The following is a 24,578-nucleotide window of genomic DNA, read 5'->3' as shown; positions in this document are numbered from 1 at the left end:
ACACCATGATCGATCTTGCCGCCGTCGAGCAGGGGTTGGCCCTGCTGTTCTCGAGTTTCGCGCCGTGGATGGTCGTTGTCCCCGGCATCGTCATCGGCCTGATCTTCGGCGCCACGCCGGGCCTGCAGATCTCCATGGCCATGGCGATCTTCCTGCCCATGACGCTGTACATGGACTTCGTGCAGGCCATGCTCTTCCTCACCGCGATCTTCACCGGGGGGTCCTTCGGTAGCGGCATCCCGGCGATCCTGATGAACATACCCGGCACCTCCTCCGCTATCGCCACCGCCTTCGACGGCTACCCCATGGCACGCCAGGGCAAGCACAACCAGGCGCTGGGCGTGGCACTGGCCTCGTCGGTGATCGGTGTGCTGATGGGCTACCTGATCCTGTTCGTGATGATTCAGCCGCTCTCCTTCATGGTGCTGAAGCTGGGGCCGGCGGAGATGTTCGCCATCATCCTGTGGGGCATGACGCTGATCGCCAGCCTCAGGGGCGAGCAGATGCTCAAGGGGCTGATGGCCGGTTTCGTGGGCATGCTGGTGGGCACCATCGGCTTCAACGAGCTGGGCATGGCCAGAGGCACCATGGGCCAGACCTATCTGCTCGACGGGGTGCCGGTGATACCCGCGATGATGGGCATGTTCGCCGCCTCGGAGCTGTTCAAGCTCGCCAACAAGGGTTACATCGTTGAATCCGAGGCCTCACGCAAGGTTCGGGTCGGGGAGATCTTCCAGGGTTTCAAGATGGCCGTGGCCTACCCCTGGGTACTGATTCGCGGCGGACTGATCGGGGTGTTCGTCGGCGCCGTGCCGGGCGTGGGCTCGTCGGTCTCGAACCTGCTCTCCTACGTGGAAACGCAGCGTCGCGACGAGGACCCTTCCTCGTTCGGCAAGGGCAACCCCAAGGGGGTGGTGGCGTCGGAGTCGGCCAACAGCACCTCCGAGGCGGGCTCCATGGCGACCCTGCTCGCGCTGGGCATTCCGGGCGGCGGCGCCACCGCGGTGATGCTGGCGGCCTTCGCCATGCACAACATCACCGGCGGGCCGCAGTTCATCCGTCAGCAGACCGACGTGGTCTACGCGATCATCTTCGCCAACTTCGCCCAGGTATTCCTGCTGATGGTGATCGGCCTGCTGTTCATTCCGCTGCTGGCCAACATCGTCAAGGTACCGATGCGCTACCTGATCCCCTCGGTGCTGGTGCTGGCGGTAATGGGTTCCTTCGGCCTGACCGGCAACATGACCGGCCCTGCCACGGTGCTGATCTTCGCGGTGGTAGGGTGGCTGCTGCGTCACTACGGCTACTCGGTGCCCGCCGCGGTGATCGGCATGCTGCTGGGAGCGATGGCGGAGAAATCGCTGCTGCACTCCTACCAGATCAGTGGTGGCGACCTGGCCTACGTGCTCGAGCGGCCGGTGACCTTGATCATCCTGGCGTTGCTGATCATCTCGCTGTTCGGCCAGCGCCTAGTGGGCTGGTTCAGGGGCCGCCAGCGCACGGCCGGCGCCTGATCGATGGTGCAGCGTACCGTTTCGACACTTTTGATCGGAGCCCTGGGCGGCGGCATCGCCGCCCTGGTTTCCCTGCCCATGGCCTGGATGCTGGGACCGCTCTTCGCGGTGCTGATCGCTTCGCTGGCCGGCGTACGGGCGAGTATCGACAAGCGGCTGCATCGCGGTTCCATCGCCATGCTGGGGCTGTTCATCGGCAACCGTATCGAGCTGGGCGAGCTGTGGCATCTGCTGGAGTGGTACCCCAGCGTGCTGGCCATGCTCGCCTACATGGCCGTGATGCTGGCGGGAGGCGCCTGGCTGTTCTCCGCCAGCGGCATGAGCCGTCTGAGCGCCGTGTTCTGCTCCTTCCCAGGCAGCATGAACGCCACGGTGATCCTGGCCGAGCGCCTAGGCGTGGACATCCGCTGGATCGCCATCACCCATGCCATGCGCCTGGTCATCGTGGTGGCCTCCGCGGCCTTCATGGCCAGCTACCTGGCCGGTGGCATTGCGCTCGGCGAGGGTAATGGGGTGGGCTGGCAGGATATCTCGCTGCTGGTGCTGGCTCCGGCCTCCTGGTGGCTGGGCAGGCTGCTGCGCTTTCCGCTACCGGAATTCCTCGGACCCATGGCCGTGGGGGCGGTGCTGGCGACGCTGGGCCATGGCGTGGCGCTTCCCGATGTGCTGCTAGTGGCCACCTTTCTAGTGCTGGGCAGCTCAGTGGGGGCGCGCTTCGCCGGTACGCCCTGGCAGCGGATCGTCCAGGTTGGCCGTTACGGCCTGCTGTTCGGGCTCTATGCCGTACTGATGGCGGTGGCCGCCGCCTGGCTGCTGTCGACCTTCACGCCGCACACCTTCATCGCCACACTGCTGGCGCTGCTGCCGGGCGGGGTGGGGGAGATGGCGGTAATCGCCGTGGCGCTGGACGTCGATCCCATCTATGTGGTGACGCACCACGTGCTGCGCCTGTTGCTGCTGATTCTTGCCACGCCGACCATTATCGCGCTGGGTCGGCGGTTGGCCCGTTAGGCCTTGTATGGGGAAAAGTCACCGTCACCGTCAGCCCCTGCCCCGGGGGGCTGTCGAAGGCCAGGCTGGCGCCATGGGCGCGGGCGATCTCGTCGACGATGGCCAGGCCCAGGCCGCTGCCCGGTGTCTCGGGGCTGGCACGGTAGAAGCGTTCAGTAATCCGGTCAAGTTGCTGTGGCCTCACGCCGATGCCGTCGTCGCTGACCCGCAGCTGCATGCCGTCAGGGCAGTGGCAGACGGCCACGTAGATAGTGCCGCGATAGGGTTGGCTGCCACCGGCGTGCTGGCTGGCGTTCTCGATCAGGTTCTGCACCAGCCAGCGCAGCATCACGCTGTCGCCGAGGATTCGGCTGTCCTCATCCGCTGCGCAGAACTCCAGTTCCTGGCCACGCTGGTAGATGCGTGAGATCGCCTCGGTGCAGGCCTCGCGGCAGGTCTCGGCGAGATTGATTTCGGTCATGGCGGAAGCGTCCATCAGCTCATGGCGTGCCTTGGCCAGGGTGAGCAGTTGCTGAACCATGTAGCCGGCGCTCTCGGCGATGCGGCCGATCTCGTGCAGGTTGTGCCTGGCCCTGGGGGCGTCGGGCTGGCGCACGGCCAGCTCCGCCAGGGCGCGAATCTCCGATAGTGGCGTGCGCAGCTGGTGCGAGACGTCGGCATTGAACTGCTGGGTGTTGTAGATGCTCTGGCGCATACGCTGCATCAGGCCGTTGATGCTGGCGACCAGGGTGGAGACTTCCCTGGGCACTTCGGCTTCGATCGGCTCGAGATCGTTCTGCGAACGGCGCCGTAGCGAGCGGCTGATCGAGCGCAGCGGTGCCAGGCCGCGATGAATGGCCAGCAGGGCGATGGTCACGGCGAGCAGGCCACCCAGCGCAATCAGAATCGTGAGCGTCAGCAGGAACTCGTTGATCAGGTTCTCCCGCGCTTCGGTGGACTCGGCCACAATCACCTCTATCTGGTCGCTGTGGGTCGAACGAACCACGGGGAAGGTGGTGGCGACGGCACGTAGTGTATTGCCGGCGTAGCGGGTGTCGTAGAACAGCGGCTCGTCGAGCGACCCGGGAGGGTCATCCAGGCCATCGAAGCCCGCCAGCATGTTGCCCTCGGCATCGCGTATCCGATAGAAGATTTTGCCGTCGCCGCGGCTGCCCAGCGTGCTGATGCTGAAGTAGTGCATGTTGATGCGCAGCTCGCCGTCCACCGAGTAGATTCGTCGCTCCAGGCGCTCGGCGGCGTTGAGCAGCATGCCGTCGAAGGTTTCGGTGATCTGACGGGAGAGCACGTAGTAGCTGGTGACCAGGGTCAGCAGGCCGACCAGGGTGAAGGGCAGGCCGATCCACAGCAGCAGGCGGGAGCGAATGGAGGTCATATCAGTGGGGCTTGGTGTCGAGCAGCTGGGTGTCGAGCAGATAGCCCAGCCCACGCACGGTACGCAGCTGGATGCTATCGCCCAGTTTCTTGCGCAGGCGTGAGATGTAGGTCTCGATGGCGCTGGGAGTGATGGCGTCGTCCAGGTCCGAGAGCCGGTCGATGAGCTGCGCCTTGCTCACCAGTCGCCCCTGGTTGATCAACAGGTATTCGAGCACCTCGCGCTCTCGGCGGTGCAGCGTGACCGGTTCGCCGTTGACCAGCACCGCTGGGCTGTCGGGCGGCAGCTCGACGTCGCCGCAGTGCAGGCTCTTCTCGCCGAACTGCTTGGCCCGCCGTACCAGCGCCTTGGCTCTGGCGACCACTTCCACCAGCGAAAAGGGCTTGCCGAGATAGTCGTCGGCGCCTTCCTCCAGGCCCAGCACGCGCTGATCCAGGTCGTCGCGGGCCGAGATGATCAGTACTGGCGTGTTGTCCTGGCGGGCACGCAGGCGCCGCAGCACGTGAATACCATCCAGGTTGGGCAGCCCCAGGTCGAGCAGGATCAGGTCGAAGGAGAGATGGCGCAGCCACTGCTCGGCGGCCTGGCCATCGTCGCAGGTCTCTACCTGGAAGCCTGCCTCGCCGAGAACGGTGGCGATGGAGGTGGCCAGGTTGGGGTTGTCTTCGATGACCAAGGCTTTCACGTGCGTTCCCGATGCGAATTCAAAAGCATGAATGGTAACGAATCGGCATGCTTACTGCCGCCCCGGGTGCGCTGCCGGGCGTGGCCGCTGGCGCAGCGTTTTCCAGGCCTGGGAGAGCAGTATCACGGCCAGCAGGGCGATGATGCCCAGCGAGATGGGGCGGGTGAACAGCACCGTCCAGTCGTTCTGGGCAATCAGCATGGTCAGGCGGAAGTTCTGCTCCGCCATGGGGCCCAGCAGCACCCCCAGCACCACGGGCGCCAGCGGGAAACCGAGCCGGTTGAGCAGGTAACCGGCCAGCCCGAAGGCCAGCATCACATAAAGATCGGTGACATTGCCGTTCACGGTGTACACGCCCACTGCCATCAGCACCAATGTGGTGGGAACCAGCAGCGCGGAGGGCATGCGCAGCACCTGGGCGAACAGGCGAGTCGCCACCATGCCGCCGAGCAACAGCAGCAGCATGGCCGTCAGCAGCATCTGCCACATGAAGCCGAACACCACGTCGGGGGAGCGGGTGAACAGCTGTGGGCCGGGCTGCAGGCCATGGATCATCAGTGCGCCCAATACCAGCGCCGCGATCAGGTTGCCGGGTATGCCAAGCGTCAGCGAGGGGATCATGGCCGCTGCGTTGTCGGCGCTGTTGCCGGACTCCGCCGCGGCGATACCGACCGGATTGCCGCTGCCGAAGGTCTCGGGATCCGGCGCCTTGCGCTTGGCCTCGTTGTAGCTGAGCAGGGCGGCCAGGTTGCCGCCGGCGCCAGGCAGAATACCCACGGCCACACCGATCAGCGAAGAGCGGCTCCAGGTGCGCCAATGTCGGCGCAGCAGGCCCAGGCTGCCGCCACTCGGCTTGGCTCGAAAACTGTCGCTGTTGAAGTAGGATTCGTTGCGCCTTTCCGCCATCTCGAGCACGGGCGGCACGGCATACAGCCCGATCAATACGATGAGCAGCTCGAAGCCGCCCACCAGATAGAGCGTATTGAAGGTGAAGCGTTCTTCTCCGCTGATGGCATCGACGCCCACCAGGCCGATGATGACGCCGAGGAGAGCGCTGAGCATGCCCTTGCTGACATCCTTGCCGACCAGCACGGCGATGCTGACGAGGCCGAACACGGCCACCCAGAAGTACTCCGCGGGGCCGAAGGCTAGGGTCACCTTGGCCAACATGGGGGCCAGCGTCATCAGGGCCAGGGCGCTGACGATACCGCCGATGGCGGATGACCAGCAGGCCGTCTTCAGGGCCAGCCCGCCCTCGCCCTTGCGCGTCATCGGGTAGCCATCGAAGGTGGTGGCGATGGCGGCGGGCGTGCCGGGGATGTTGAGCAGGATGGCGGGAATGGCGCCGCCGTACATGGAGCCGTTGTAGATCCCGGCCACCAGCCCCAGGGCAATGATGGGGTCGAAGCCGTAGGTCAGCGGCAGCATCAGGGCAATGGCCATGACCGGGTTCAAGCCGGGCAGCGCACCGATCAGGATGCCGATCAGCGTGCCGACGAACAAGCTGATCAGCGAGCCGAACTGCAGGGCCACCGGGAGCGCATTCAGGAGCGATTCGAACATGAGCTGGACCCTATCTAGGAGGCGAGGAAGAACTCGACGGGCAAGGGACGCTTGAGCACCACGGCGAACAGGGCGTACAGCAGCGTGATGAAGCCCAGGGTGATGCCCACTACCACGGCGGGTCGACGCTCTCCCAGCAGCACCGCCAACAGCGTGATGAACAGGGCGCTTGTGGTATAAAAGCCGACGATTGGCAGGGCCGCGTAGTACACCAGACAGCAGCCCAGGGTCGTGGTGAAGCGCGCCGGATGATCGGCCAGGGCGGGAGCAGGGTGAGTCGTCGTGTTGCGACCTGCGGCGGAGTCGGTCGTTGCGTGTGCGGCCAGCACGCTCTTTATGCCTCGCCAGATCAAGGGCAGGGAGAACGCGCCCATCAGGGTGCCGACCCCGATGGGAACGTAGGCGGCATCGGCAAAAAAGTCCTTCCCCATCCAGACGGTGGTGACGCCAATGATGAGGAAGACAATGCCAGAGAAGATATCCCTGTAGTTCATGGTCTTATCGATGCCTTTGTGGGTCACTGTTGCTTGAGGCCGAGGCTTTCCAGGGTCTCGCCGATGGCCAGGGTTTCCTGTTCCAGGCGCTTGCGCAGTGCTTCGCCACGTACCAGGTTGAGGGTTTCGCCCTGGGCGGCGAGGAATTCCTGGAACTCCGGATGCTCCACGGCGCGGGCCACGGCATCGGCGACCGCTTCCGCACGCGCTTCCTCCATGCCTTCGGGGCCCAGCATCATGCGCCAGAGCACAGTTTCCAGATCGGGGTGACCCAGGGCGGCGAGGCCGGATGCCTGCGGCAGGGCCTCGTTGTCATCGGCGGAGGTCACCAGCAGGCACTTGGCCTGGCCATCCTCGACATAGGGCAGCACCGGCGTGATGGAGCCGCCGTAGATGTCGACGTGACCGCCGAGGAAGTTCTGCAGGGTCTCGCCGGCACCGCCGAAGGGAATCGGGCGGGCGGTGATGTCGTAGGCTTCGAAGATCCGCTCCGCCGCCAGGCGCATGGTGCCGCCGACGCCATCGTTGCCATAGGTGTACTTGCCGGGGTTGGCTTGCAGCTCGGCAAGGAACTCCTCGCCGCTCTCGGCCGGGAAATCAGGCGCGACACAGAGGGTATAGGCGCTCTGCGAGGTGCTGGTGATGGGAGTCAACGTCTCGTAGGAGTACTGCACGCGCTGCATGTGCGGCACCGTGGTGATGGGGCTGTTCCAGGTGGAAAGCAGGGTATAACCATCGGGGCGCGCCCGGGAGAACTGGTTGACGCCGATGGCGCCGCCACCACCCGCCACGTTGAGCACGGCAACGGGCTGGCCCAGTTCCGCCTCGAGATACTGGTTGAGCATGCGTGCCACGTTGTCGGTGCCGCCACCCGCCGGTGCCGGCACGATGACCTCGATGGGGCGGCTGGGATAGTCGCTGGCCATGGCCGGGGTGAAGGCAAGGGCTGACACGGTGGCGGTGGTGAGGAGCAGCGTGGTTTTCATTTGTCGTACCTGTCGTTGGAATCGTGAGGCCATGGGGGCGGGTGTCGAGGCCCGCTTCAGGCGTGTTGCTCGCCGAGAGTGACGCGATAGCGGAAGCGTTCGGGACGGCCATGCACGCGGCGGTATTCGATGACGCGGCCCACAGGGTTGCGCGCGATGCGCTCGATGACGGCAACCGGCGAATTGGCTGGCAGTTCCAGGTGCCTGGCGCTTGCCTGGGTGGCGGAGCCGAATGAAAGCTCATCCGTCGCCGACGTGATCAGGATCCCGAACTCCTGAAGGAAAACGGGGTAGAGCAGCGGTCCCATGTCCTTGGGATCGAGCGCCAGCAGCCCTTCGAAATCGGGCAGGCGCAGGTAAACCTCCTCGAACAGCATCGGTTCGCCGGACCACAGGCGAATGCGCTCGAGCTTGAGGCAGCGTGTCGCGTCCGACTCGCCGAAGGCCAGCCGGACCTCGTCGGGCGTCTCGATCTCATGGCGACTGAGGATGCGGCTCTCGGGAATCACGGAGCCGTCGGGGTCGTCGGCGTCGTGAACATGGAAGAAGCGAAACAGGTCAGCGCGGAAAGCCGGCTGCTTGACGAAGGTGCCGGTGCCGCGGCGACGCTCCAGCAGGCCTTCGTCCACGAGCTGCTTCAGCGCCATGCGCATGGTGGCCAGCGCCACGCCATACTCCTCGGCCAGGCGGTTCTCCGAGGGGATCGTGTCGCCCGGCGACCACTCCCCATTGGCGATCCGCGACGCCAACTGGTCGCGCAGCCGGGCATAGAGGGGAAGGCGCCCGTCGGCTTGGGGCATGCGCAATGCACACATGGGTTCGGTCTCCTGGATTCGCTGCCTTGTTGTCGTCACTAAAGACGAGTGTATACTTCTAGTCAACTAGTTCTCTAGAGAACTAGACTTAAGTCTAGTCAGGATGGCCATGCGTGTTAGCGGTCAGGGCCTGACGGATGAGGAAGCCAGGGTGAGGAAACCAGAGTGAAGCAAGGATACGACTGTCACGCCCACGTCTATCCGCAAGTGGATGAGACCAAGGGTTCCAACTATCGTCCGTCACGACCGGCGCCCCGGCATGAGTGGCAGGCGCATCTGGAGGCATGCGAGCTTCGCGGTGGCGTGCTGGTTCAGCCAAGCTTTCTCGGCCACGACAATCGTGAGCTGCTGAGGATCCTCAGCGAGCTGGGTGAGAACTACCGGGGAGTGGTTCAGCTTCCCAAGGAGGCCAGCCTGACCGAGATGCGCCAGCTCGATGCGGCCGGCATCGTCGGCGTGCGATGGAATCTCATCGAACGGCGCCGCGAACTTCCCGACCTCAATGATCCGCAATGGATCGATTTCCTGGACCGGCTGAAGGTGCTGAACTGGCACTTGGAGCTGCATCTCGAGGGGGATCGCCTGCCAGAGCTATTCCCAGCGCTGCACGAGCATGGTGTCAGGCTGGTGATCGATCACATCGGGCTGCCCGTCGAGGCCGATCCCGCCGTTGATACCGGTTTCCGTCTGCTGCTGGAAGCCGGTCGATACGGTCGCACCTGGGTCAAGTTGTCGGCACCTTATCGTTCCCCCGTGCGCGACCTGCTACCTCATGTTCGCGAGCTGCTGGACAAGCTGGGGCGCGAGCGGCTGGTGTGGGGCAGCGACTGGCCCTGGACCCGCCATGAAGACAAGCACAGCTATCGCGACACCTTCGACTGGATGGCCGACTGGGTCTGCGATGATGACGATCGGCACGTGATCCTGGACCGCTCCCCGCGGGAGCTGTTTCGTCTCGATTGAAGGCCTGGTTCGGCGGCACGATGCCCAGCCGCTTCATGCGGCGGTAGATGGTCGGGCGCGACAGTCCCAGCTCCCGGGCCACGGCGCAGACGTTCCATTGGTGTCGGCGCAGGGCGCGGTAGAGCAGGTCCTGCTGGAGCGGTCACGCCGATGAACCGGTGGCGGTGAACAGGGTCAGCCCCTGGCTGGCGCCGGGGTGGGCCAACTGACCATGCACCTGTTTCGGGGCTGCTGGGTACGCTGATCTAGGGCAGTGTACTCAAAAATCTACAGATTGGTACCGGTGCCGCAGCGAACGAGCTGGGTGGCAGGGATAGTGGCTTCGGCATGCACGTCGAGATTCTGGGTCCTCCATTCGTCGTCGAAGGGACCGAAGGGGCCGATGGTGAAGAAGACCATGGCGATACACCGGGGTGACAGCTGTCACGTTACGCCCATGCTGCCGTCACCACCTGCCGCGCCCGCGATCCGGCACCAAGCGGCCGAAATAGAGCAGCCCGAAGGCCAGCCAGGCCACGGTGAGCACCAGGGTCAAACCCAATATCGCGGGTGCACCGAACTGGGCGATCAGCGGGAGCGAGGCGGCGGTGAACAAACCGCCGCCGACCACCGGCTCGAACATCAACTGCTTGTAGCCGAAACTCTCGAAAGCGCCGGAGCGGTTCTTGGGGTCGGCCATGCGCATCAATAGCAGACCGGTGACGGTGACGCCCATCGATTGGCCGAAGTCGCCGATGCCGCGCTCGAACCAGTTCTCGGGAATCACCCGTGGTGCGATCACGATCAGCACGAACAGGCACCAGCCGATGCCCGCCAGCGATAGCAGCAGGAAAGGCAGGAAGTAGGCGCCGAGCGCGGTGAGCGACAGCGTGGCCAGGGCGGCAACGATAGTGAAATCGAGGGCGGTACCGGCGATGCGGGCCATGGTGCGGCTGGAAACGTGTGGCTCGAGGCCGAAGCGGGTGACACAGAGTTGCACGATCACGCCACCGATCATGGCAATGGGAAACAAGGGCACATGAGCGAGAATCTCGATCCCGCCGTCGCTGGCCCAAGTCTGCCGCTCAATCCACTGCAGGGCGTTCAGGATCAGCCAACCGATGCCGATCGCGATCCCCACCAGGCCGATGTGCAGGCTCAAGGGATCGGCCGTCTCCTCCTCCTGGGCCAGGTCCTTCTTGAACTCGGCGTAATCCTGGGTCGAAGGCTTCTCGCTCTCCTGTTCTTCTTCCAATGATTGGGGCTCGCGTACCTGCTCGGGTCCGATCACGCCGCGACGAGCGGCGATATTGATCATCAGGGTGCCGATCAACACGCCCGAGACGATGCCCACCGTGGCCAGGCCCAGGGCCAGGTCGGCGCCTTCCTCGAAGCCGAGATCGGCAAAGGTGCCGGCCATACCCGCCGCCGTGCCATGGCCGCCTTCGAAGCCGATCTCGATCAGGGCGCCGGCCATGGGGTTCATGCCGAACAGCGGCGCGAGCACGAGAAGCGCCAGGGACAAGCCCACGACGTACTGGCCCCAAGCCATGGTTTGGCCAACGACGACCTGCGGGCCGGCGCGAAACCAGATGGTACGCAGGCCGGGAATCGGGCGCCCGATGAACAGGGCGGCGAAGACGACATTGATCAGCAGGCCGGGCAGGGCGGCCCAACTGTCATAGGCGAAGGCGGGGAACAGGCCCGCCGGGTCGTCGTAAGGTAGAGTGGTGAGCTGGCCCAGGGCCTCGGGGCCGAGCAACAGCAGTATCAACCCGCCAATGACCGAACTGGGAAGAAACCATCGCCTGAGCCAGGCCGAGCGGGACAGAATGGCATTGCTGGCCAGCAGTGCGAGTGATAAGAGCATGAGTGCGACAAACAGTTCGCCGACGGTGAGGGTCATGATCGCCTCCTTCCCTGGATTGCGCTCTGATATGGCTCGATTCACCTGTCAGGGTAGTCGAAACCTCGCCGGGCTCGATCCGGCGTGAGAAGAGCCCGATGCCGCATGGCGTGCCCGGCTTCGCGTTGAGATGCTTACATGCCAGTATTAGGCTTGGTCCGGTTGCCAAGGATCTTCACATGACCCGACTGTTCCAGAAGCACTACCACCCGGCTGGCACCGCACCGGGCACCTTGCGCGAAGTCTCTCTCGAGCAAGTGGCTCTGCACGGTCCGGCGACTTACTGCCTGGCCCGTCGCGACGGCGGACGCTGGGGGAAGATGGACGACATCGTTGCCGAGGCGATTCCGCACGATTCGGCCGATGGGCCACTGTACTGGCTGCACGTGCAGGGCATGCCCACGCCTGGGGAGCTGGAGCTGCTCGGCGAGCGGGTCGGCCTGCATCCGCTGGCCCAGGAAGATATCCTCAACGGCGGCCAGCGGCCCAAGGTGGAGCGCTTCGATGCTTCGTTGGTCGTGATCATGGGCATCCCCGACATCGACGAGACGGAAGGGCTCAAGCTCTATCAATTGACGCTGTTCATGGGGCTCAATACCGTGGTCAGCGTCATGGCGGAGGGCATGGACCCCTTTCCCGAAGTGCGGCGGCGGCTCCAGGAGCGCGGCGGCCGCGCCCTGGGCGAACCCGACGACCTGTTGTACGGGTTGCTCGACACCGCCGTCGATCATGCCTTCCCAGTACTCGACAGCGTGGGCGAGCGCCTCGAGGAGGTCGAAACGGAGATTCTCGACTGTCCCACGGGCACCACGCTGGAGCGTCTGCACGGGCTGAAGCGCGAATTGATCATGCTGCGCCGCTACCTATGGCCCACCCGCGAAGTGCTCAATCAGTTGCTGCGCGACCATGCCGACTTGTTCACGCCCGATACGCGCATGTGGATGCGTGACGTCTACGACCATGCCGTGCAAATCATGGACTTGGTGGAAAGTTACCGCGAAATGACGGCGAGCCTGCTGGACGTCTATCTCTCCAGCATGAGCCACCGGCTGAATGCCAGCATGCGCACATTGACCATCATCGCCACCCTCTTCATGCCGCTGACCTTCATCGCCGGTGTGTACGGCATGAATTTCTCCCATCCCACCAGCCCCTTCGCCATGCCGGAGCTCAACTGGTACTGGGGCTACCCCATGGTGTGGGGCGTGATGATCCTGGCGGCCCTGGGCATGATCTGGATGTTCCGCCGCATGAAGTGGTTCTGAGCGTGCCTGTCATGCCCGGTCACGACCCCACCCAGCCCACCGTCGAGACGCGTACCTATCCTGATCGCGTCCTGACCGATCGCCATGGCTTTCACCAGCTATTGTTGGGACTCGGCGGGGCGCTGGAACTCGAGTCGGCGGGAAGGCTCACGCGGGTGACGCGTGGCGTTCTGGTCCCGGTGGCCAGCGGCGAGGAGCATCATTACCTAGCGCCAAACGACAATCGTGTCCTGGTGCTCGACTTGCCCGAGGCATGGTGCGAAGCGCTGACGTTCGAACCGTTGGTGAGGCGCCGAGCGCAGCGCCTGCCCGAAGGAATCGTTGCAAGGGGCGAAGGGCTGGGGGGTGGCAGTGGCAGGGACCTTTCCCGTTGGCTGCAGAGTGCACTGGCGGCCGACGGTCGACAGGTCATGGTACCGCGCCTGAAGCTGCTCGAGTTGCTGCCCGCCGTGCGCGCCGACTTGGCGCACCCTTGGCGCGTGGCCGAGATGGCTCGCCATTGCCATCTGGCCGAGGCCGCTTTCGCCCGCCAGTTCCGCGCGCTGACAGGACTTGCGCCGCACGCCTGGCTGGCGCGGGAGCGTCTGGCTCAAGCCCGTGAATGGCTGAGAACCAGCAACGCCACGCTGACCGAGGTGGCGTTGGCCTGCGGCTTTGCTGACAGTGCGCACTTCTCGCGCAGTTTCCGTCGGCAGCACGGAGTCCCGCCGCGAGAGTGGCGGCAGGCGCAAGCCGCCAGATGTCAGGATTCGACAAGTCTCGCCATGAGGTGAGGGGCATCCTGTGGCCTCGACACACTGACGAGGTCGCTATATGCCTGCTCTCAACCGACACCAAGCCACGGCCATCGGTGCCACCACCATCCTCAACTGGTCGTTGCTTGCTACCTTGACCCAGCTATCGGGAGCGGTGCCGCCGTTTCTGCTGACCGGACTGGCGTTCGGTATCGCTTTCCTATGTTTTCTCGTCTGGAATCTTGTTCGGCGGGAATCCAACATCGCCCCGCTGCGCCAGCCGCCTTCCGTATGGGCGCTGGGCGTCGGCGGGCTGTTCGGCTATCACGCGCTCTACTTCGTCGCCCAGCAGAACGCGCCGCCGGCCAACGCCGGTCTGATCAGCTATCTCTGGCCGCTGTTGATCGTACTGTTCGTCGGCCTGCTGCCGGGGGAGCGCCTGCTGCCCCGGCACGTGATGGGCGGGCTGCTGGGTTTTGCCGGCGCGGCATTGTTGATCGGTGGCGACTTGGGCGGTGGAGGTGGCGCGCTGGGCTATGGGGCGGCCTTCGCCTGCGCCCTGGTATGGAGCGGCTACTCCGTAATGTCGCGGGCCAAGAAAGCAGTGCCGACCAGTGCCGTGGGCGGTTTCTGCCTGGTGACGGCACTGTTGGCCGTCGCCTGCCATGGGCTGTTCGAGGCGCCACGCTGGCCGCAGGGCATCGAGTGGTTGGGCGTGGTCGGGCTGGGGCTGGGCCCCGTGGGCAGTGCCTTCTTTACCTGGGACATCGGCGTCAAGCATGGCGACCTGCACCTGTTGGGCATGCTTGCCTACGCCACGCCGCTGCTTTCCACCGTGGTGCTGGTCATGGCCGGCTATGCCGAGGCCTCGCCACTATTGGCCTTGGCGGCAGGCGTGATTACCCTGGGTATGCTGATCGGCAGCGGTGCGCTGAGGCGACGCAGAGGGATGAAGCAGAAAACGGCACATGCCGATGCCACCTGATGCTCACGCCTCGTCCTCGCGACGCTTCGCCCTCCGGCTGCGGCGGCCCTCCGCGGCAGTGACGGGACGAAAGCCATCGCCGAACACCGCGTTGAGATCGAAAGTGGAGTGGTAACCGATGGCGTCATAGTGCTGTTCGAGCCACAGGTCGGCCCAGTTGCGTCCTTGACGGTACAACCGCGAGATGAAATCCCACTGGGCATTGAGCTTGCTCGAGGCGCTCAACTGCTCCGCCTCCTGCTCGGCGTGGATCAGGTGCAATCGCATGGAACGGTAGCGCTCCACCTCGAGGTCTTCGGCGTCGATCAGTTGTTGAAGCAGTTGGATACTGCGCAGCTCCTTGATCAGGCTGGAGTTGAAGGTGATCTCGTTGATGCGGTTGACGATGTCCCGGGCACTGTCCGGCAGGGCCTGGCGCACGAGCGGGTTGACCTGAACGACGACAAGGTCCTGGCAGCCCATGTCGTCGACCAGGGGGAATAGGGCGGGGTTGCCGCTGTAGCCGCCGTCCCAGTAGGCCTCACCCTCGATCATCACTGCGGGAAACATGAACGGCAGGCAGGCCGATGCCATCACCGTATCCACCGATATCTCCGGCTGGCGAAAGATCTTGGCTCGGCCGGTGCGCACGTTGGTGGCGGTGACATAGATCTTGACTCTGCGGCAAGCGTTGACCCGCTCGAAATCGACCAGTTCCCGTACCAGGTCGCGCAGGGGATTGATACCGAGTGGATTGAGCCTTGCGGGTGCGACCAGTTGGGTCAGGCTCTCGAACATGAGGTAGCTGGGCGAGTAATCGAGGCTGCCGGTGCCTGCCAGCCAGTCCCAGGGCGTCGGCTGGATGGGGGAGAAACGAGCCGCGTGACCGACACCGCGCCAGAATTCATGAAGCCGCTCGCGCGCGCCCTCCCGGCCTCCGCGCTGCAGGCCGTCGGCCAGTACTACCGCATTCATCGCCCCGGCGCTGGTGCCGCTGACGCCGTCGATCTCCAGCTCTTCTTCCTCCAGCAACCGGTCGAGCACACCCCAGGTCAGCGCGCCATGAGAACCGCCGCCCTGTAGCGCGAGGTCGATCTTCCTGCATACGTCCTTCGCCATTCTGCCTCCTCGATGCGGTCGGTGTTGCGTCGCAGTGTAGATGTCTCGTGCCCGCATGTCCCGCGTCTTGGCGATGGTGCGTTCAGTAAGCGCATCTTGTACTAAAGTCTAAGAAGTGGGATAATATGAAAAATGCTTCCATATCGATGCAGGAGGCGGTTCTTCTAGGACCGTAAAGCCATTATGACGACATTGCGCTTTCCCACCATCTGGGATCTGCCTTCGTTCAACCGTCGGGTTGCGAACGAAGCGAATATGGATCCGGCGCCCTTCACCGAGCGTTTCCTGACCATCTGGGACAGCCCGCGTCCACGCCGTGCCAAAGCGAGTGCCGGCAAGCGCGCCTCGCGCAAGCTGCCCAAGTTCTATCTCTAGCGGCCGCGTCACGCTGAGGCCCGGCGGCTGCCGGGCCCTGGGGGCTCAGCGCTTGTGCGCCAGGCTCTGCTGCTCGTAGCTCTGGATCAGGTTGGCGTAGGCGGGCAGGTGGCCGGCCAGCAGGCCGGCCAGCAGGCCGCCGAAGCCCTCGATGTCGTTGCGCCAGTCGCGGTGCAGTTCGCAACCGACTCCGAACCAGGTCATCAACTGGGCGCCGGCCTGCGACATGCGATCCCAGGCCGCCTCACGGGTGGTTGGGTTGAAGGTGCCTGAGGCGTCAGTGACCACGAACACCTCGAAACCTTCCTCCAGTGCCGAGAGCGCCGGGAAGGCAACGCAGACTTCCGTGACCACCCCAGCGATCAGCAGTTGCTTCTTGCCGGTGGCCTTGACGGCCGCCACGAACTCCTCGTTGTCCCAGGCGTTGATCTGACCGGGGCGGGCGAAGTAGGACGCATCGGGGAAGGCTGCCTTGAGTTCGGGCACCATCGGTCCATTGGGGCCGTCTTCGAAGCTGGTGGTGAGGATGGTGGGGATCTCGAAGAACTTGGCGATGTCGGCCAGGGCCAGCACGTTGTTCTTGAAGTCGTCGGGGCTGAAGTCGCGCACCAGCGAGAGCAGGCCGGACTGATGATCGACCATTAGCAGGGCCACATCATCCTTGTTCAGGCGGTTATAGGAATAGGACATCTCGTTTCTCCTTGGCTTTCTCGAGTGAAGCGCCCGGCAGCGAGACCGGGCGCGGTTGGCTGCGGCAGGGCCGCTAGCCCTCCAGGCGGCCGAACTTGCCGGCCTGGAATTCGGCAAAGGCCTGGTGAATCTCCGCCTCGCTGTTCATCACGAAGGGACCGTAGCCCACCACTGGCTCCCCCAGGGGCGCCCCGGCGAGCAGCAGCAGCTTGGCGTCGTTGTTGGCCTCAAGACGTATCTCGTCGCCCTGGCGCTGGAAGGCCACCACGGCTTCGTCACGGACGACAGCCTCGCTGTTGACCTGCACGGTCCCTTCGAGCACCACCAGCAGTGTGGTGTGACCTTCGGGAACTGCCAGGGTGGTTTCGGTGCCCGGTGCCACCCGCAGATCCCAGACCTCGATCGGAGTGAAGGTGTGGGCCGGGCCTCGATGCCCCCGATACTCACCGGCAATCACCCGCAGCTCCCCGGCTCGCTGCGGAAGCGCGACCCGTGGGATATCGGCATCGAGGAGCGTCTGGTAGGCCGCCGGCGTCGATTTGTGCTCGGCCGGCAAATTGACCCACAGTTGCACCATGTCCAGGGTGCCGCCCTGCTGCGTGAAGTTGCCGGAGTGAAACTCCTCGTGGACGATGCCCGCCCCGGCGGTCATCCATTGGACGTCTCCTTCGCCGATACGCCCGCCGCTGCCGGTGGAGTCGCGATGTTCCAGCTCGCCCTTGTAGATCAGGGTCACGGTCTCGAAGCCACGGTGTGGGTGTGCACCGACGCCGCGGGGACGGCTTGCCGGGGCGAAATCGTGGGGACCGGCATGGTCGAGTAGCAGGAAGGGGCTAAGGTGATCGGCACCCAGACGGTCATAGGAGAACAGGGAGCGGACGGGAAAGCCGTCACCGACCCAGTGGCCGCGTGGGGCGCCATAGATGCCGAGAATCTTTTTCATGGTCTGGCTCCTGATGGATTGGGCTTTTGCCCGATACAGCAAGCCTAGAGAAGCAACGCTCTTGCCAGTAGAGGCTATAATTCGCACGCTGCGTTCCATGAGTAGAACGATGGGGGAGCGATAAGCCATGCAGGATCTCAACGACCTCTATTACTTCGTGCAGGTGGTGGACCACGGTGGCTTCGCTCCAGCCGGACGTGCTCTAGGAGTGCCCAAATCGAAACTGAGCCGGCGTATCGCTCAGTTGGAGGAGCGCCTGGGCACACGCCTGATCCAGCGCTCGACACGCCACCTGTCAGTCACCGAGCTGGGCCAGGCCTATTACCGCCACTGTGCGGCGATGCTGGTCGAGGCTGAGTCGGCCGAGGAGCTGATCCAACGCAATCTCGCTCCGCCGAGGGGCACGGTGCGGTTGAGCTGCCCACCGAGCCTGCTGCACTACCTGATTACTCCGCTGCTGGTGCGCTTCATGGCGCAGTGCCCCGACGTGGAGGTGCAGGTAGAAGCCACTAGTCGCAGGGTGGACGTGATCAGGGAAGGCTTCGACATGGCCATCCGCGTGCGCTTCCCGCCGCTCGAGGACAGCGACCTCTCGATGAAGGTGTTGTCTCGCAGCCCCCAGCGTCTGATGGCAGCGCCAGTGCTCTTCGAGAAGCGGCAGAGGCCGCAGGTGCCGGGGGATCTGGCGGGATTGCCTAGCCTCGATTTCGACCAGATCGACAGGCAGCACCTTTGGGTACTCGATGGGCCGGATGGCGCGACCGCCCGGATTCGTCACCAACCACGGCTGGTCACCGATAATGCCGAGACGCTGCATCAGGCTGCGCTGGCGGGCCTGGGCGTGGTCAAGCTGGCGCTGCTGGTGGCCGGACAAGACCTCAAGGCGGGGCGCCTCATCGACGTGCTACCCGGCTGGGAACCGCGGGGAGGGATCCTGCATGCCGTCTTTCCGTCGCGTCGCGGCGTGCTACCCGCGGTGCGGGCGCTGCTCGACTTCCTGGCCGAGAATATCGCCGAGATCGACTTCACAAGCCACACCGCCTGGGCGCTGGCGCCGAGTGGGGAAGAGATAAAGGCAGAGGGCTTGTACGGCTCAGCACAACCGTGTGCCGAGCAGCAATAGTGAGGCGTCGGCATTCTGCCAACCCCACCACACCAGGGCCAATGCGACGCCTAAGGCCAGCAATGCGGCGGTTTTCAGCACATGAAGACGACTCATGCCTGCGCCTCCTGAGCGACGGGCCGCTCGATGGGGGCTTCGCTGATGAACCAATGCAGCAGGGCTGCCGCCACCGAGAGCAGGATGGCGAGCTTCCACACCACATCATAATCGCCATGCAAATCGTAGAGCATTCCGCCCAGCCATACCCCGGTGAACGAGCCGACCTGATGGAACAGGAAGACGATGCCGCCCAGCATGGAGAGATGTCGTACCCCGAATACCGTGGCCACGATGCCGTTGGTCAGCGGTACCGTGGAGAGCCATAGCAGGCCGATGGCGATGCCGAACAGATAGGCGCTGGCGGGGCTCAACGGCAGGAACACGAAGGCTGCAATCACCGCGCCTCGCGCGAGATAGAGCCAACTGAGCAGGCGCGGCTTGGAGTAGAGCCCACCCAGCCAGCCGGCGGCGTAGGTACCGAAGATGTTGAACAGGCCCACCAAGGCCAATGTGGTGCTACCCACATGCACGGCGAGGTCGTTGCCGAACAGGTAGCCGGGTAGGTGTACGCCGATGAATACCACTTGGAAGCCGCATACGAAGAAGCCCAGGCAGAGCAGCCAGAAGCCGCGGTGTCCGGCGGCCTCGTCCAGCGCTCCCCGCAGCGAGAGATCGGTGGCTTGGCGAGCCGAGGGGCGATCCTTGAGCATGGCGCCTAGCGGCACCATCATGGCCGCCAGGGCTCCCATCGCCAGCAGTGCGACGGACCAGCCGAGCCAGCCGAGCAGGCCCAGGGTACCCGGCAGCATGGCGAACTGGCCGAACGAGCCTGCCGCGCTGACGATGCCCATGGCCATACTGCGCTTCTCGGGTGCCACGGCGCGGCCCACGGCGCCGAGGATGACCGAGAAGGTGGTGCCGGAAAGACCCAGCCCGATCAGCAGCCCGGCGGAAAGCGACATGCCCAGCGCCGTCTCGGAAAGCCCCATGAACAGAAGCCCCAATGCATAGAGCACACCGCCGGCCGCCACCACACGGGCCGCGCCGAAGCGATCCGCCAGGGCGCCGGTGAAGGGTTGGGCGAACCCCCAGATCAGGTTCTGCAATGCCAGGGCAAAGGCGAACACTTCACGTCCCCAGCCCAGCTCGCTGCTCATCGGCTCGAGGAACAGGCCGAAGCCATGGCGCAGCCCCATGGCCAGCGAGATCACCAGACTGCCGAGCAGGATCAGCAAAAGCGAGTGGCGGCGAAGGGTGTCCATGGGCTTGTCCTGTTGGCCGACTAATGAGCTCCGCACTATCGCGCTTTCTCCAGGCGCGGGCAATGTCGCTGTTTGGCGACTTTCCTGTTGCCGGTGCGCCACATGTTGCCAGCGCCATATTCCGTTACAATGAACACTGTTCGCCAACTTGGAGATAACCATGTCACGGCAACGTATGTTTGCACTTCTCGTTCTGCTCTCGGTCATGCTGGTGGCCGGTTGCAGTTACCAACCGGCCCGCGTCAAGTCCGAGCCATTGGTCATCTTCGACGACGGCCATGGCGGCCGCCACGGCGGTGATTTCTGCCCGCCGGGGCAGGCCAAGAAGGGGCGCTGCTAGTCCCTTCACATGATGAGGCGAGAGTCCTGCCCGTAGAGGCGACGGCCATGAGACGCGTCATGACGAACGTGGCCACAAGGACTCCGAACGGGAGCCGAAGGGGACGTGATTCGCTTGCCTGCGAGGTGTGCCATGAAAACGTCTCTCCGCTGTTTCATCCTGTCCATTGCCGTGTCTACGCTGGCGCTGAGTGGCTGCAACTACTCGCCGGCGCGTGTCACGCCCGAACCCCTGATCGTGGTCGACGGCGAGCGCCATTACCACGAGGGCAAGCATCGCCATCGGCACCGTCACGACGATGATCATGATCGCCGCCGGTACGATGGCTACCGGCATGATGACCGCCGATATTACGACCGCCATCGCGAACGCTTCTGTCCGCCGGGCCATGCCAAGAAGGGGGGTTGCGGTCCATGGCGCTGAACGTGGGCGTTACCGAATCGGGCCGGCGGTTTCGTCCGGGGGCATGTCGGAGTAGTGTAGGATCTACCCTGACTGAACGGATCCCGAGAAACCGTCATGGCCCTTCTCGAACTGCGTGCCTCCAATCTGGGGCGAGAGCATGTGGCGCATGCCCATTCGCATCATCAGCTGATATTGGCGACCTGCGGTAGCACTGAACTCGAGATCGAGGGTGTCGGCGATCGGGTGACCGGTGGGCGAGGTTGCCTGATACCTTGTGCCAGCCACCATGAGTATGAAGGCGATGGCCGCAATCGCACTCTGGTACTCGACCTATCCCTGGCATCGCTATCGCAGTGGCATGATGGCGATGCCATGCAGCGGCTGTTCGAGCGTCCGCGCTTCTTCGACGTTCCCACCCGCCTCAATCGTCTCGCCGGCACGCTGATGCTCCAGCTCGAGCAGTTTCCGGCATTGCATAGCGAAATCGCCGCCCTCCTGCTGCGTGCGCTCTACCTGCATCTCGAGGATCGCGGCTCCGCCGCCATCGCATCGTTGCCCTTGGCGCGCCTGAACGGACGTATCGACCTCGAGCGGCTCAACGCCTGGATCGATCGTCATCTTGGCGACGAGATTCATGTCGAGCAACTCGCGGCGCTCTGCGCCCTGAGCCCGGGGCATTTCCACGCGTTGTTTCGCGACCTCACCTCCGTCACACCGTTGTCCTACGTGCAGCGGCGTCGTCTCGAGCATGCCCGCTCGTTGATTCGTCACAGCCGCCTGAGTCTCGGGCACATCGCCAGTCTGGTCGGTTTCCGCGACCCAGGCAGTTTCAGCCGCGCCTATCGACGTCACTTCGAGATTTCGCCTTCCACCGAGCGTCGAGATCGCTGAGTCTGGGGCAAGAAGACATGAGCCACGGGCAAGCGGGGCGGCCGATCCGACCCTAGGCTGAAAAGGTACGCCGTTGCGGGTGGCTCTATGGAGCAAACGGTGCGCAGATGTCAGTTCGATACAAACAATCAAAATGAGGTGGATCATGACCCCGAAGTCGCTGACCCGTCTGGCAGCGCTCGCCGCACTGCCGTTGGCTGCTGGCAGCGCCAATATCCAGGCGCAGTCCCACGAAATGGCCATCGCCACCCTGTTGCCCGAGGACATGAGCAACAACGAGGTCTACCCGGCGCTGGTGCACTTCAAGAACCTGGTCGAAACCCGCACCAACGGCGAGGTGGAAGTGGTGATCTTCGGCGGCGGACAGCTCGGCTCTGAAGTGGAAACCGCATCGGAAGTGCAGGGCGGGCGTACCCTGCAGTCGACGATCATCACCACGGGCGCCATGTCCTCTTTCTATGACGATTACCAGCTGATGACCGCGCCTTTCCTGTTCGACAACTGGCGCCAGGCGTGGGCCTTCTTCGACGGTGAATGGTTCGCCGATTTCATGTCCGGCACCATTGAAGAAGCCAATATGCGCTACCTGGGCACCTTCGACGACGGTGGCGGCTTTGTGGCGTTTACCAACAATGAGCGGTTGATCGAGACGGTGGAAGACCTGGAAGGTCTCAATATCCGTACCGAGGAGAACCCGGGGCACGTCGCGATCATGAAGGCGCTGGGCGCCTCGGCAACGCCGCTGCCTTGGGGCGAGCTGATTACGGCGTTGGAGACCGGCTTGGCCGATGGCCAATTCAATGCACCGGTGCTCAACACAACCTTCAATTTCGATGAGGTGACGGACTACACCACGCTCACCGGCCACGTCTACAACAGTGCGGCCTGGTTGATCAGCGAGGACTGGTTTCAGGAACTGAGCGAGGAGCAGCAGGCGGCCATCGTCACCTCGGCACGCGAGGCCATCGAGCTTGCCCACGGCATGTCGGGAGCCTTGGCCACGGCCAGCTGGGAGGCGTCCTGCGAGCGCTTCGAGGCGTGCTACATCATGCCTTCCGAGGAGCGCGAGCGGATGGCCGAGGTCGCCCGGCCGGCCTGGAAAGAGTGGATCGTGGAGGATTTCGGCATCGAAGCCGAGCGGGTGGATGCCTTTCTCGAGGAGGTCGCCCGGGTGGGGGAGGAAGTGGCCGAATCGGACGTGTCGGTCTACGGCCAGTAACCCGCCGTTCGCTTGCCTGTTCAACGCCGCCCCGCGGTCGGCTTGCTCGGCCGCGGGACCCTTCGAGGCTTTCCGATGCCATTCCTCCAGTCCCTGCGCCGCTTGAGCGACGCGGTCAATCAGGTCGCTATCGTGCTCTGTGTCGCCTGTGTGCTGATCATGCTGGGCATTTCGTTCACGGCGTTTCTCTACAAGCTGGCTACGGGCAGCTCGCTCAGCTGGACCTACTCGTTGGCGCGGCTCTTCCTGCCCTGGATCGGCTTTCTATCCATGACCATTTCGCTGCGTTACGGCGAACATGTGGCCATGACGCTGCTGGTACGCAGTCTGCCCCGTGCCATGCTGCAGCTCGCCGCCGGCCTGTGCCTGGCGGTGATCGGCCTGTTCGGCGCGCTGCTGCTGTGGTACGGCTGGGATTATTTCCTCGGCGCTTCCCAGGTCTACATGGTCTCGGATCGCATCCAGATTCCCGGCAAGTTCACCGCCATCGTGGTGCCCATCAGCGGTGCCATCATCCTGCTGCACCTGGTTCAGGGGTTCGCGCTGCTCGAGCACTTCATTGACGACGAATCGGCTATCGACGAGCTGATCGAGACCATCGACACCGACACCATCGATACGGAGAAGCGCGCATGACGCCTGCTATCGTGACCTTCGTCGTGCTGCTGCTGATCGGGGCGCCGGTAGCGGTGGTGATGGCGCTTTCCGGCCTGGCCGGCGGCTTTGCCATGGGCGGCGAGCGCATGCTTGGGATCATCGCCGATCGCATGTTCTCCGGCGTCTCCGGTTTCCTGCTGATCGCCGTTCCCTATTTCATTTTCACCGCCGAGCTGATGAACCAGGGCGGACTGACCCACAAGCTGATCGCTTTCAACAATGCCCTGTTCGGGCGCGTGCGCGGGGCGCTCTCCCACGTCAACGTCTCGGTGTCGGTGTTCTTCGCCGGCCTGACCGGAGCGGCGATCACCGATACCGTGGCCATCGGCAAGATCATGATTCCCGAAATGACGCGGCAGGGCTACGACGCCGAGTATGCGGCGGCGATCACTGCCTGCTCGTCCATCATCGGGCCCATCATCCCGCCTAGCGTGGTGATGGTGGTCTATGCCACGCTGCTCCGCGACATTTCGGTGATCGACCTGTTCGCCGGCGGCATCGTACCCGGGCTGTTGATGGCATTGGCCCTGCTCGGCGTCAGCTTCTTCCTGGCCTGGAAACGGGGATATCCCAAGCAGGCGCCGACGCCCTTCAAGGTGGCGGTCTTTTCGTTCCTGGCGGCGCTGCCGGCAATGATCGTGCCGCTGATCATCCTGGGGGGCATTCTTTCGGGCCTGACCACCATTACCGAGGCGTCCGGGTTCGCCGCCGTCTATGCCATTGCGATCGGCCTGTTGCTGTACCGCAACCTCAGTTGGCAGAAGATTTGGCACTCACTGGTGGTGACGGTGCGCTTTTCCGGCGTGGTGTTCTTCCTGCTTGCCACTTCGGCGGTGCTCGGCTGGTTCGTGACGCGCTCGGGGATTGCGCGCGATGCTGCGGGGTTGATCACCACTTTCAGTGACTCGGCCTTTATACAGCTGATGCTGGTTTGCGTGCTATTGATCCTGATCGGTACCGTGATGGACGTGCTGCCGGCACTGGTGGTGGTGGCACCGGTGCTGGTACCGGCGATGATCCAGCTTGGCTTCGATCCGCTACATTTTGCCATCCTGATGATCGTGGTGCTCAATATTTCCAACGTGACGCCGCCGGTAGGCATGACCTTGATGACCGCGGCGCGCATCGCCAACGTGCCTTACGAGCGGGCGATTCTCGCTTCGCTGCCGTTCTACGTTGCATTTCTGGCGGTGATCGTGCTGCTCGCGGCCTTCCCGGCGCTCTCCACTTGGATCCCTTCGCTGCTCGACTGAGAAACGCGGAA

At 64.1% G+C, this 24,578-nt stretch carries 27 protein-coding genes and 1 pseudogene; 14 read left to right on the top strand and 14 right to left on the bottom strand.

What is annotated here, in order from left to right; genetic code table 11:
* The first annotated feature begins 5 nt into the window (after positions 1-5).
* Entirely contained in the window at positions 6-1,514 is a 1,509-nt protein-coding gene (locus F0A17_RS05355; RefSeq protein ID WP_149327316.1) for a tripartite tricarboxylate transporter permease, read from the top strand.
* Between the two features lie 3 nt (positions 1,515-1,517).
* Entirely contained in the window at positions 1,518-2,525 is a 1,008-nt protein-coding gene (locus F0A17_RS05350) for an AbrB family transcriptional regulator (protein ID WP_149327315.1), read from the top strand.
* Here the strand turns inward: F0A17_RS05350 and F0A17_RS05345 are convergent.
* From F0A17_RS05345 to F0A17_RS05320, 6 genes are read right to left on the bottom strand one after another with little or no spacing between them, the layout of a single operon-like run.
* A complete protein-coding gene (locus tag F0A17_RS05345) occupies positions 2,494-3,897 on the bottom strand; it encodes a sensor histidine kinase (RefSeq protein WP_149327314.1) in 1,404 nt (467 codons plus the stop codon). The two genes, F0A17_RS05350 and F0A17_RS05345, sit on opposite strands and share 32 nt — an antisense overlap.
* A 1-nt stretch (position 3,898) precedes the next feature.
* A complete protein-coding gene (locus tag F0A17_RS05340; protein ID WP_149327313.1) occupies positions 3,899-4,582 on the bottom strand; it encodes a response regulator transcription factor in 684 nt (227 codons plus the stop codon).
* Between the two features lie 51 nt (positions 4,583-4,633).
* A complete protein-coding gene (locus tag F0A17_RS05335) occupies positions 4,634-6,145 on the bottom strand; it encodes a tripartite tricarboxylate transporter permease (RefSeq protein ID WP_149327312.1) in 1,512 nt (503 codons plus the stop codon).
* 14 nt (positions 6,146-6,159) lie between these two features.
* Positions 6,160-6,639 (bottom strand): tripartite tricarboxylate transporter TctB family protein, encoded by a 480-nt coding sequence (locus F0A17_RS05330; protein ID WP_228716816.1) that lies wholly within the window; start codon positions 6,637-6,639, stop codon positions 6,160-6,162.
* A 23-nt stretch (positions 6,640-6,662) separates the two neighbouring features.
* The gene (locus F0A17_RS05325; RefSeq protein ID WP_149327310.1) at positions 6,663-7,625 is read right to left on the bottom strand and encodes a Bug family tripartite tricarboxylate transporter substrate binding protein; all 963 of its coding nucleotides are present in this window, start codon (positions 7,623-7,625) and stop codon (positions 6,663-6,665) included.
* A 56-nt stretch (positions 7,626-7,681) separates the two neighbouring features.
* The gene (locus F0A17_RS05320) at positions 7,682-8,440 is read right to left on the bottom strand and encodes a GntR family transcriptional regulator (protein WP_149327309.1); all 759 of its coding nucleotides are present in this window, start codon (positions 8,438-8,440) and stop codon (positions 7,682-7,684) included.
* 165 nt (positions 8,441-8,605) lie between these two features.
* Between F0A17_RS05320 and F0A17_RS20740 the strand changes: the two genes are divergently transcribed.
* A complete protein-coding gene (locus tag F0A17_RS20740) occupies positions 8,606-9,403 on the top strand; it encodes an amidohydrolase family protein (RefSeq protein WP_149327308.1) in 798 nt (265 codons plus the stop codon).
* 37 nt (positions 9,404-9,440) lie between these two features.
* Here F0A17_RS20740 and F0A17_RS20735 read toward each other — a convergent pair.
* The 3 genes and pseudogenes from F0A17_RS20735 to F0A17_RS05300 all read right to left on the bottom strand — a co-directional run.
* Positions 9,441-9,530 (bottom strand): annotated as a pseudogene (locus tag F0A17_RS20735) (helix-turn-helix domain-containing protein); the annotation flags it as partial.
* A 140-nt stretch (positions 9,531-9,670) separates the two neighbouring features.
* Positions 9,671-9,802 (bottom strand): hypothetical protein, encoded by a 132-nt coding sequence (locus F0A17_RS20880; protein WP_267285430.1) that lies wholly within the window; start codon positions 9,800-9,802, stop codon positions 9,671-9,673.
* Between the two features lie 46 nt (positions 9,803-9,848).
* Entirely contained in the window at positions 9,849-11,288 is a 1,440-nt protein-coding gene (locus F0A17_RS05300; protein ID WP_149327307.1) for a sodium/glutamate symporter, read from the bottom strand.
* 179 nt (positions 11,289-11,467) lie between these two features.
* On the opposite strand from F0A17_RS05300, the gene corA reads away from it, so the two are divergent.
* Genes corA through yddG form a run of 3 tightly spaced genes read left to right on the top strand, consistent with a single transcriptional unit; the run spans position 11,468 to position 14,272 of the window.
* Complete coding sequence (corA, locus tag F0A17_RS05295; RefSeq protein WP_149327306.1) at positions 11,468-12,553, top strand: magnesium/cobalt transporter CorA; 1,086 nt, start codon at positions 11,468-11,470, stop codon at positions 12,551-12,553.
* 11 nt (positions 12,554-12,564) lie between these two features.
* Entirely contained in the window at positions 12,565-13,326 is a 762-nt protein-coding gene (locus F0A17_RS05290; protein ID WP_149327305.1) for an AraC family transcriptional regulator, read from the top strand.
* Positions 13,327-13,366: 40 nt separating this feature from the next.
* The gene (gene yddG, locus F0A17_RS05285; protein ID WP_149327304.1) at positions 13,367-14,272 is read left to right on the top strand and encodes an aromatic amino acid exporter YddG; all 906 of its coding nucleotides are present in this window, start codon (positions 13,367-13,369) and stop codon (positions 14,270-14,272) included.
* Positions 14,273-14,275: 3 nt separating this feature from the next.
* Here the strand turns inward: yddG and F0A17_RS05280 are convergent, their stop codons facing one another.
* Positions 14,276-15,370: a patatin-like phospholipase family protein gene (locus F0A17_RS05280; protein ID WP_149327303.1), complete on the bottom strand. Its 1,095-nt coding sequence runs from the start codon at positions 15,368-15,370 to the stop codon at positions 14,276-14,278.
* 183 nt (positions 15,371-15,553) lie between these two features.
* Between F0A17_RS05280 and F0A17_RS05275 the strand changes: the two genes are divergently transcribed.
* Entirely contained in the window at positions 15,554-15,745 is a 192-nt protein-coding gene (locus F0A17_RS05275) for a hypothetical protein (protein ID WP_149327302.1), read from the top strand.
* Positions 15,746-15,790: 45 nt separating this feature from the next.
* On the opposite strand, the gene ycaC is transcribed toward F0A17_RS05275, so the two are convergent.
* Together ycaC and F0A17_RS05265 are read right to left on the bottom strand one after the other, a co-directional pair.
* On the bottom strand, positions 15,791-16,435 hold the full coding sequence (gene ycaC, locus F0A17_RS05270; RefSeq protein ID WP_149327301.1) for an isochorismate family cysteine hydrolase YcaC: 645 nt from the start codon (positions 16,433-16,435) through the stop codon (positions 15,791-15,793).
* Between the two features lie 73 nt (positions 16,436-16,508).
* Entirely contained in the window at positions 16,509-17,378 is an 870-nt protein-coding gene (locus tag F0A17_RS05265; protein ID WP_149327300.1) for a pirin family protein, read from the bottom strand.
* A gap of 127 nt (positions 17,379-17,505) precedes the next feature.
* On the opposite strand from F0A17_RS05265, the gene F0A17_RS05260 reads away from it, so the two are divergent.
* Positions 17,506-18,501, top strand: coding sequence for a LysR substrate-binding domain-containing protein (locus F0A17_RS05260; RefSeq protein ID WP_228716815.1), 996 nt, complete (start codon positions 17,506-17,508; stop codon positions 18,499-18,501).
* Here F0A17_RS05260 and F0A17_RS20875 read toward each other — a convergent pair.
* Both F0A17_RS20875 and F0A17_RS05255 read right to left on the bottom strand, forming a co-directional pair.
* A complete protein-coding gene (locus F0A17_RS20875) occupies positions 18,472-18,597 on the bottom strand; it encodes a hypothetical protein (protein ID WP_267285429.1) in 126 nt (41 codons plus the stop codon). The genes F0A17_RS05260 and F0A17_RS20875 overlap by 30 nt on opposite strands.
* A complete protein-coding gene (locus tag F0A17_RS05255; protein ID WP_149327299.1) occupies positions 18,594-19,802 on the bottom strand; it encodes an MFS transporter in 1,209 nt (402 codons plus the stop codon). Before F0A17_RS05255 ends, F0A17_RS20875 begins: the two co-directional genes overlap by 4 nt.
* A gap of 160 nt (positions 19,803-19,962) precedes the next feature.
* On the opposite strand from F0A17_RS05255, the gene F0A17_RS05250 reads away from it, so the two are divergent.
* From F0A17_RS05250 to F0A17_RS05225, 6 genes are all read left to right on the top strand, one after another.
* A complete protein-coding gene (locus F0A17_RS05250; RefSeq protein ID WP_149327298.1) occupies positions 19,963-20,142 on the top strand; it encodes a hypothetical protein in 180 nt (59 codons plus the stop codon).
* 132 nt (positions 20,143-20,274) lie between these two features.
* Positions 20,275-20,565, top strand: a complete 291-nt coding sequence (locus F0A17_RS05245) for a hypothetical protein (RefSeq protein WP_149327297.1) — start codon at positions 20,275-20,277, stop codon at positions 20,563-20,565.
* A 96-nt stretch (positions 20,566-20,661) separates the two neighbouring features.
* Positions 20,662-21,438 (top strand): AraC family transcriptional regulator, encoded by a 777-nt coding sequence (locus tag F0A17_RS05240; RefSeq protein ID WP_149327296.1) that lies wholly within the window; start codon positions 20,662-20,664, stop codon positions 21,436-21,438.
* Positions 21,439-21,583: 145 nt separating this feature from the next.
* The gene (dctP, locus tag F0A17_RS05235) at positions 21,584-22,657 is read left to right on the top strand and encodes a TRAP transporter substrate-binding protein DctP (protein ID WP_149327295.1); all 1,074 of its coding nucleotides are present in this window, start codon (positions 21,584-21,586) and stop codon (positions 22,655-22,657) included.
* A 75-nt stretch (positions 22,658-22,732) separates the two neighbouring features.
* Positions 22,733-23,293, top strand: a complete 561-nt coding sequence (locus F0A17_RS05230) for a TRAP transporter small permease (protein ID WP_149327294.1) — start codon at positions 22,733-22,735, stop codon at positions 23,291-23,293.
* Positions 23,290-24,567, top strand: coding sequence for a TRAP transporter large permease (locus tag F0A17_RS05225; protein WP_149327293.1), 1,278 nt, complete (start codon positions 23,290-23,292; stop codon positions 24,565-24,567). Before F0A17_RS05230 ends, F0A17_RS05225 begins: the two co-directional genes overlap by 4 nt.
* Positions 24,568-24,578: the final 11 nt, after the last annotated feature.

The organism is Billgrantia pellis (genome assembly GCF_008297955.1).
GTDB classification, from domain to species: domain Bacteria; phylum Pseudomonadota; class Gammaproteobacteria; order Pseudomonadales; family Halomonadaceae; genus Halomonas; species Halomonas pellis.
This window is presented reverse-complemented; position numbering and strand designations above follow the sequence as displayed.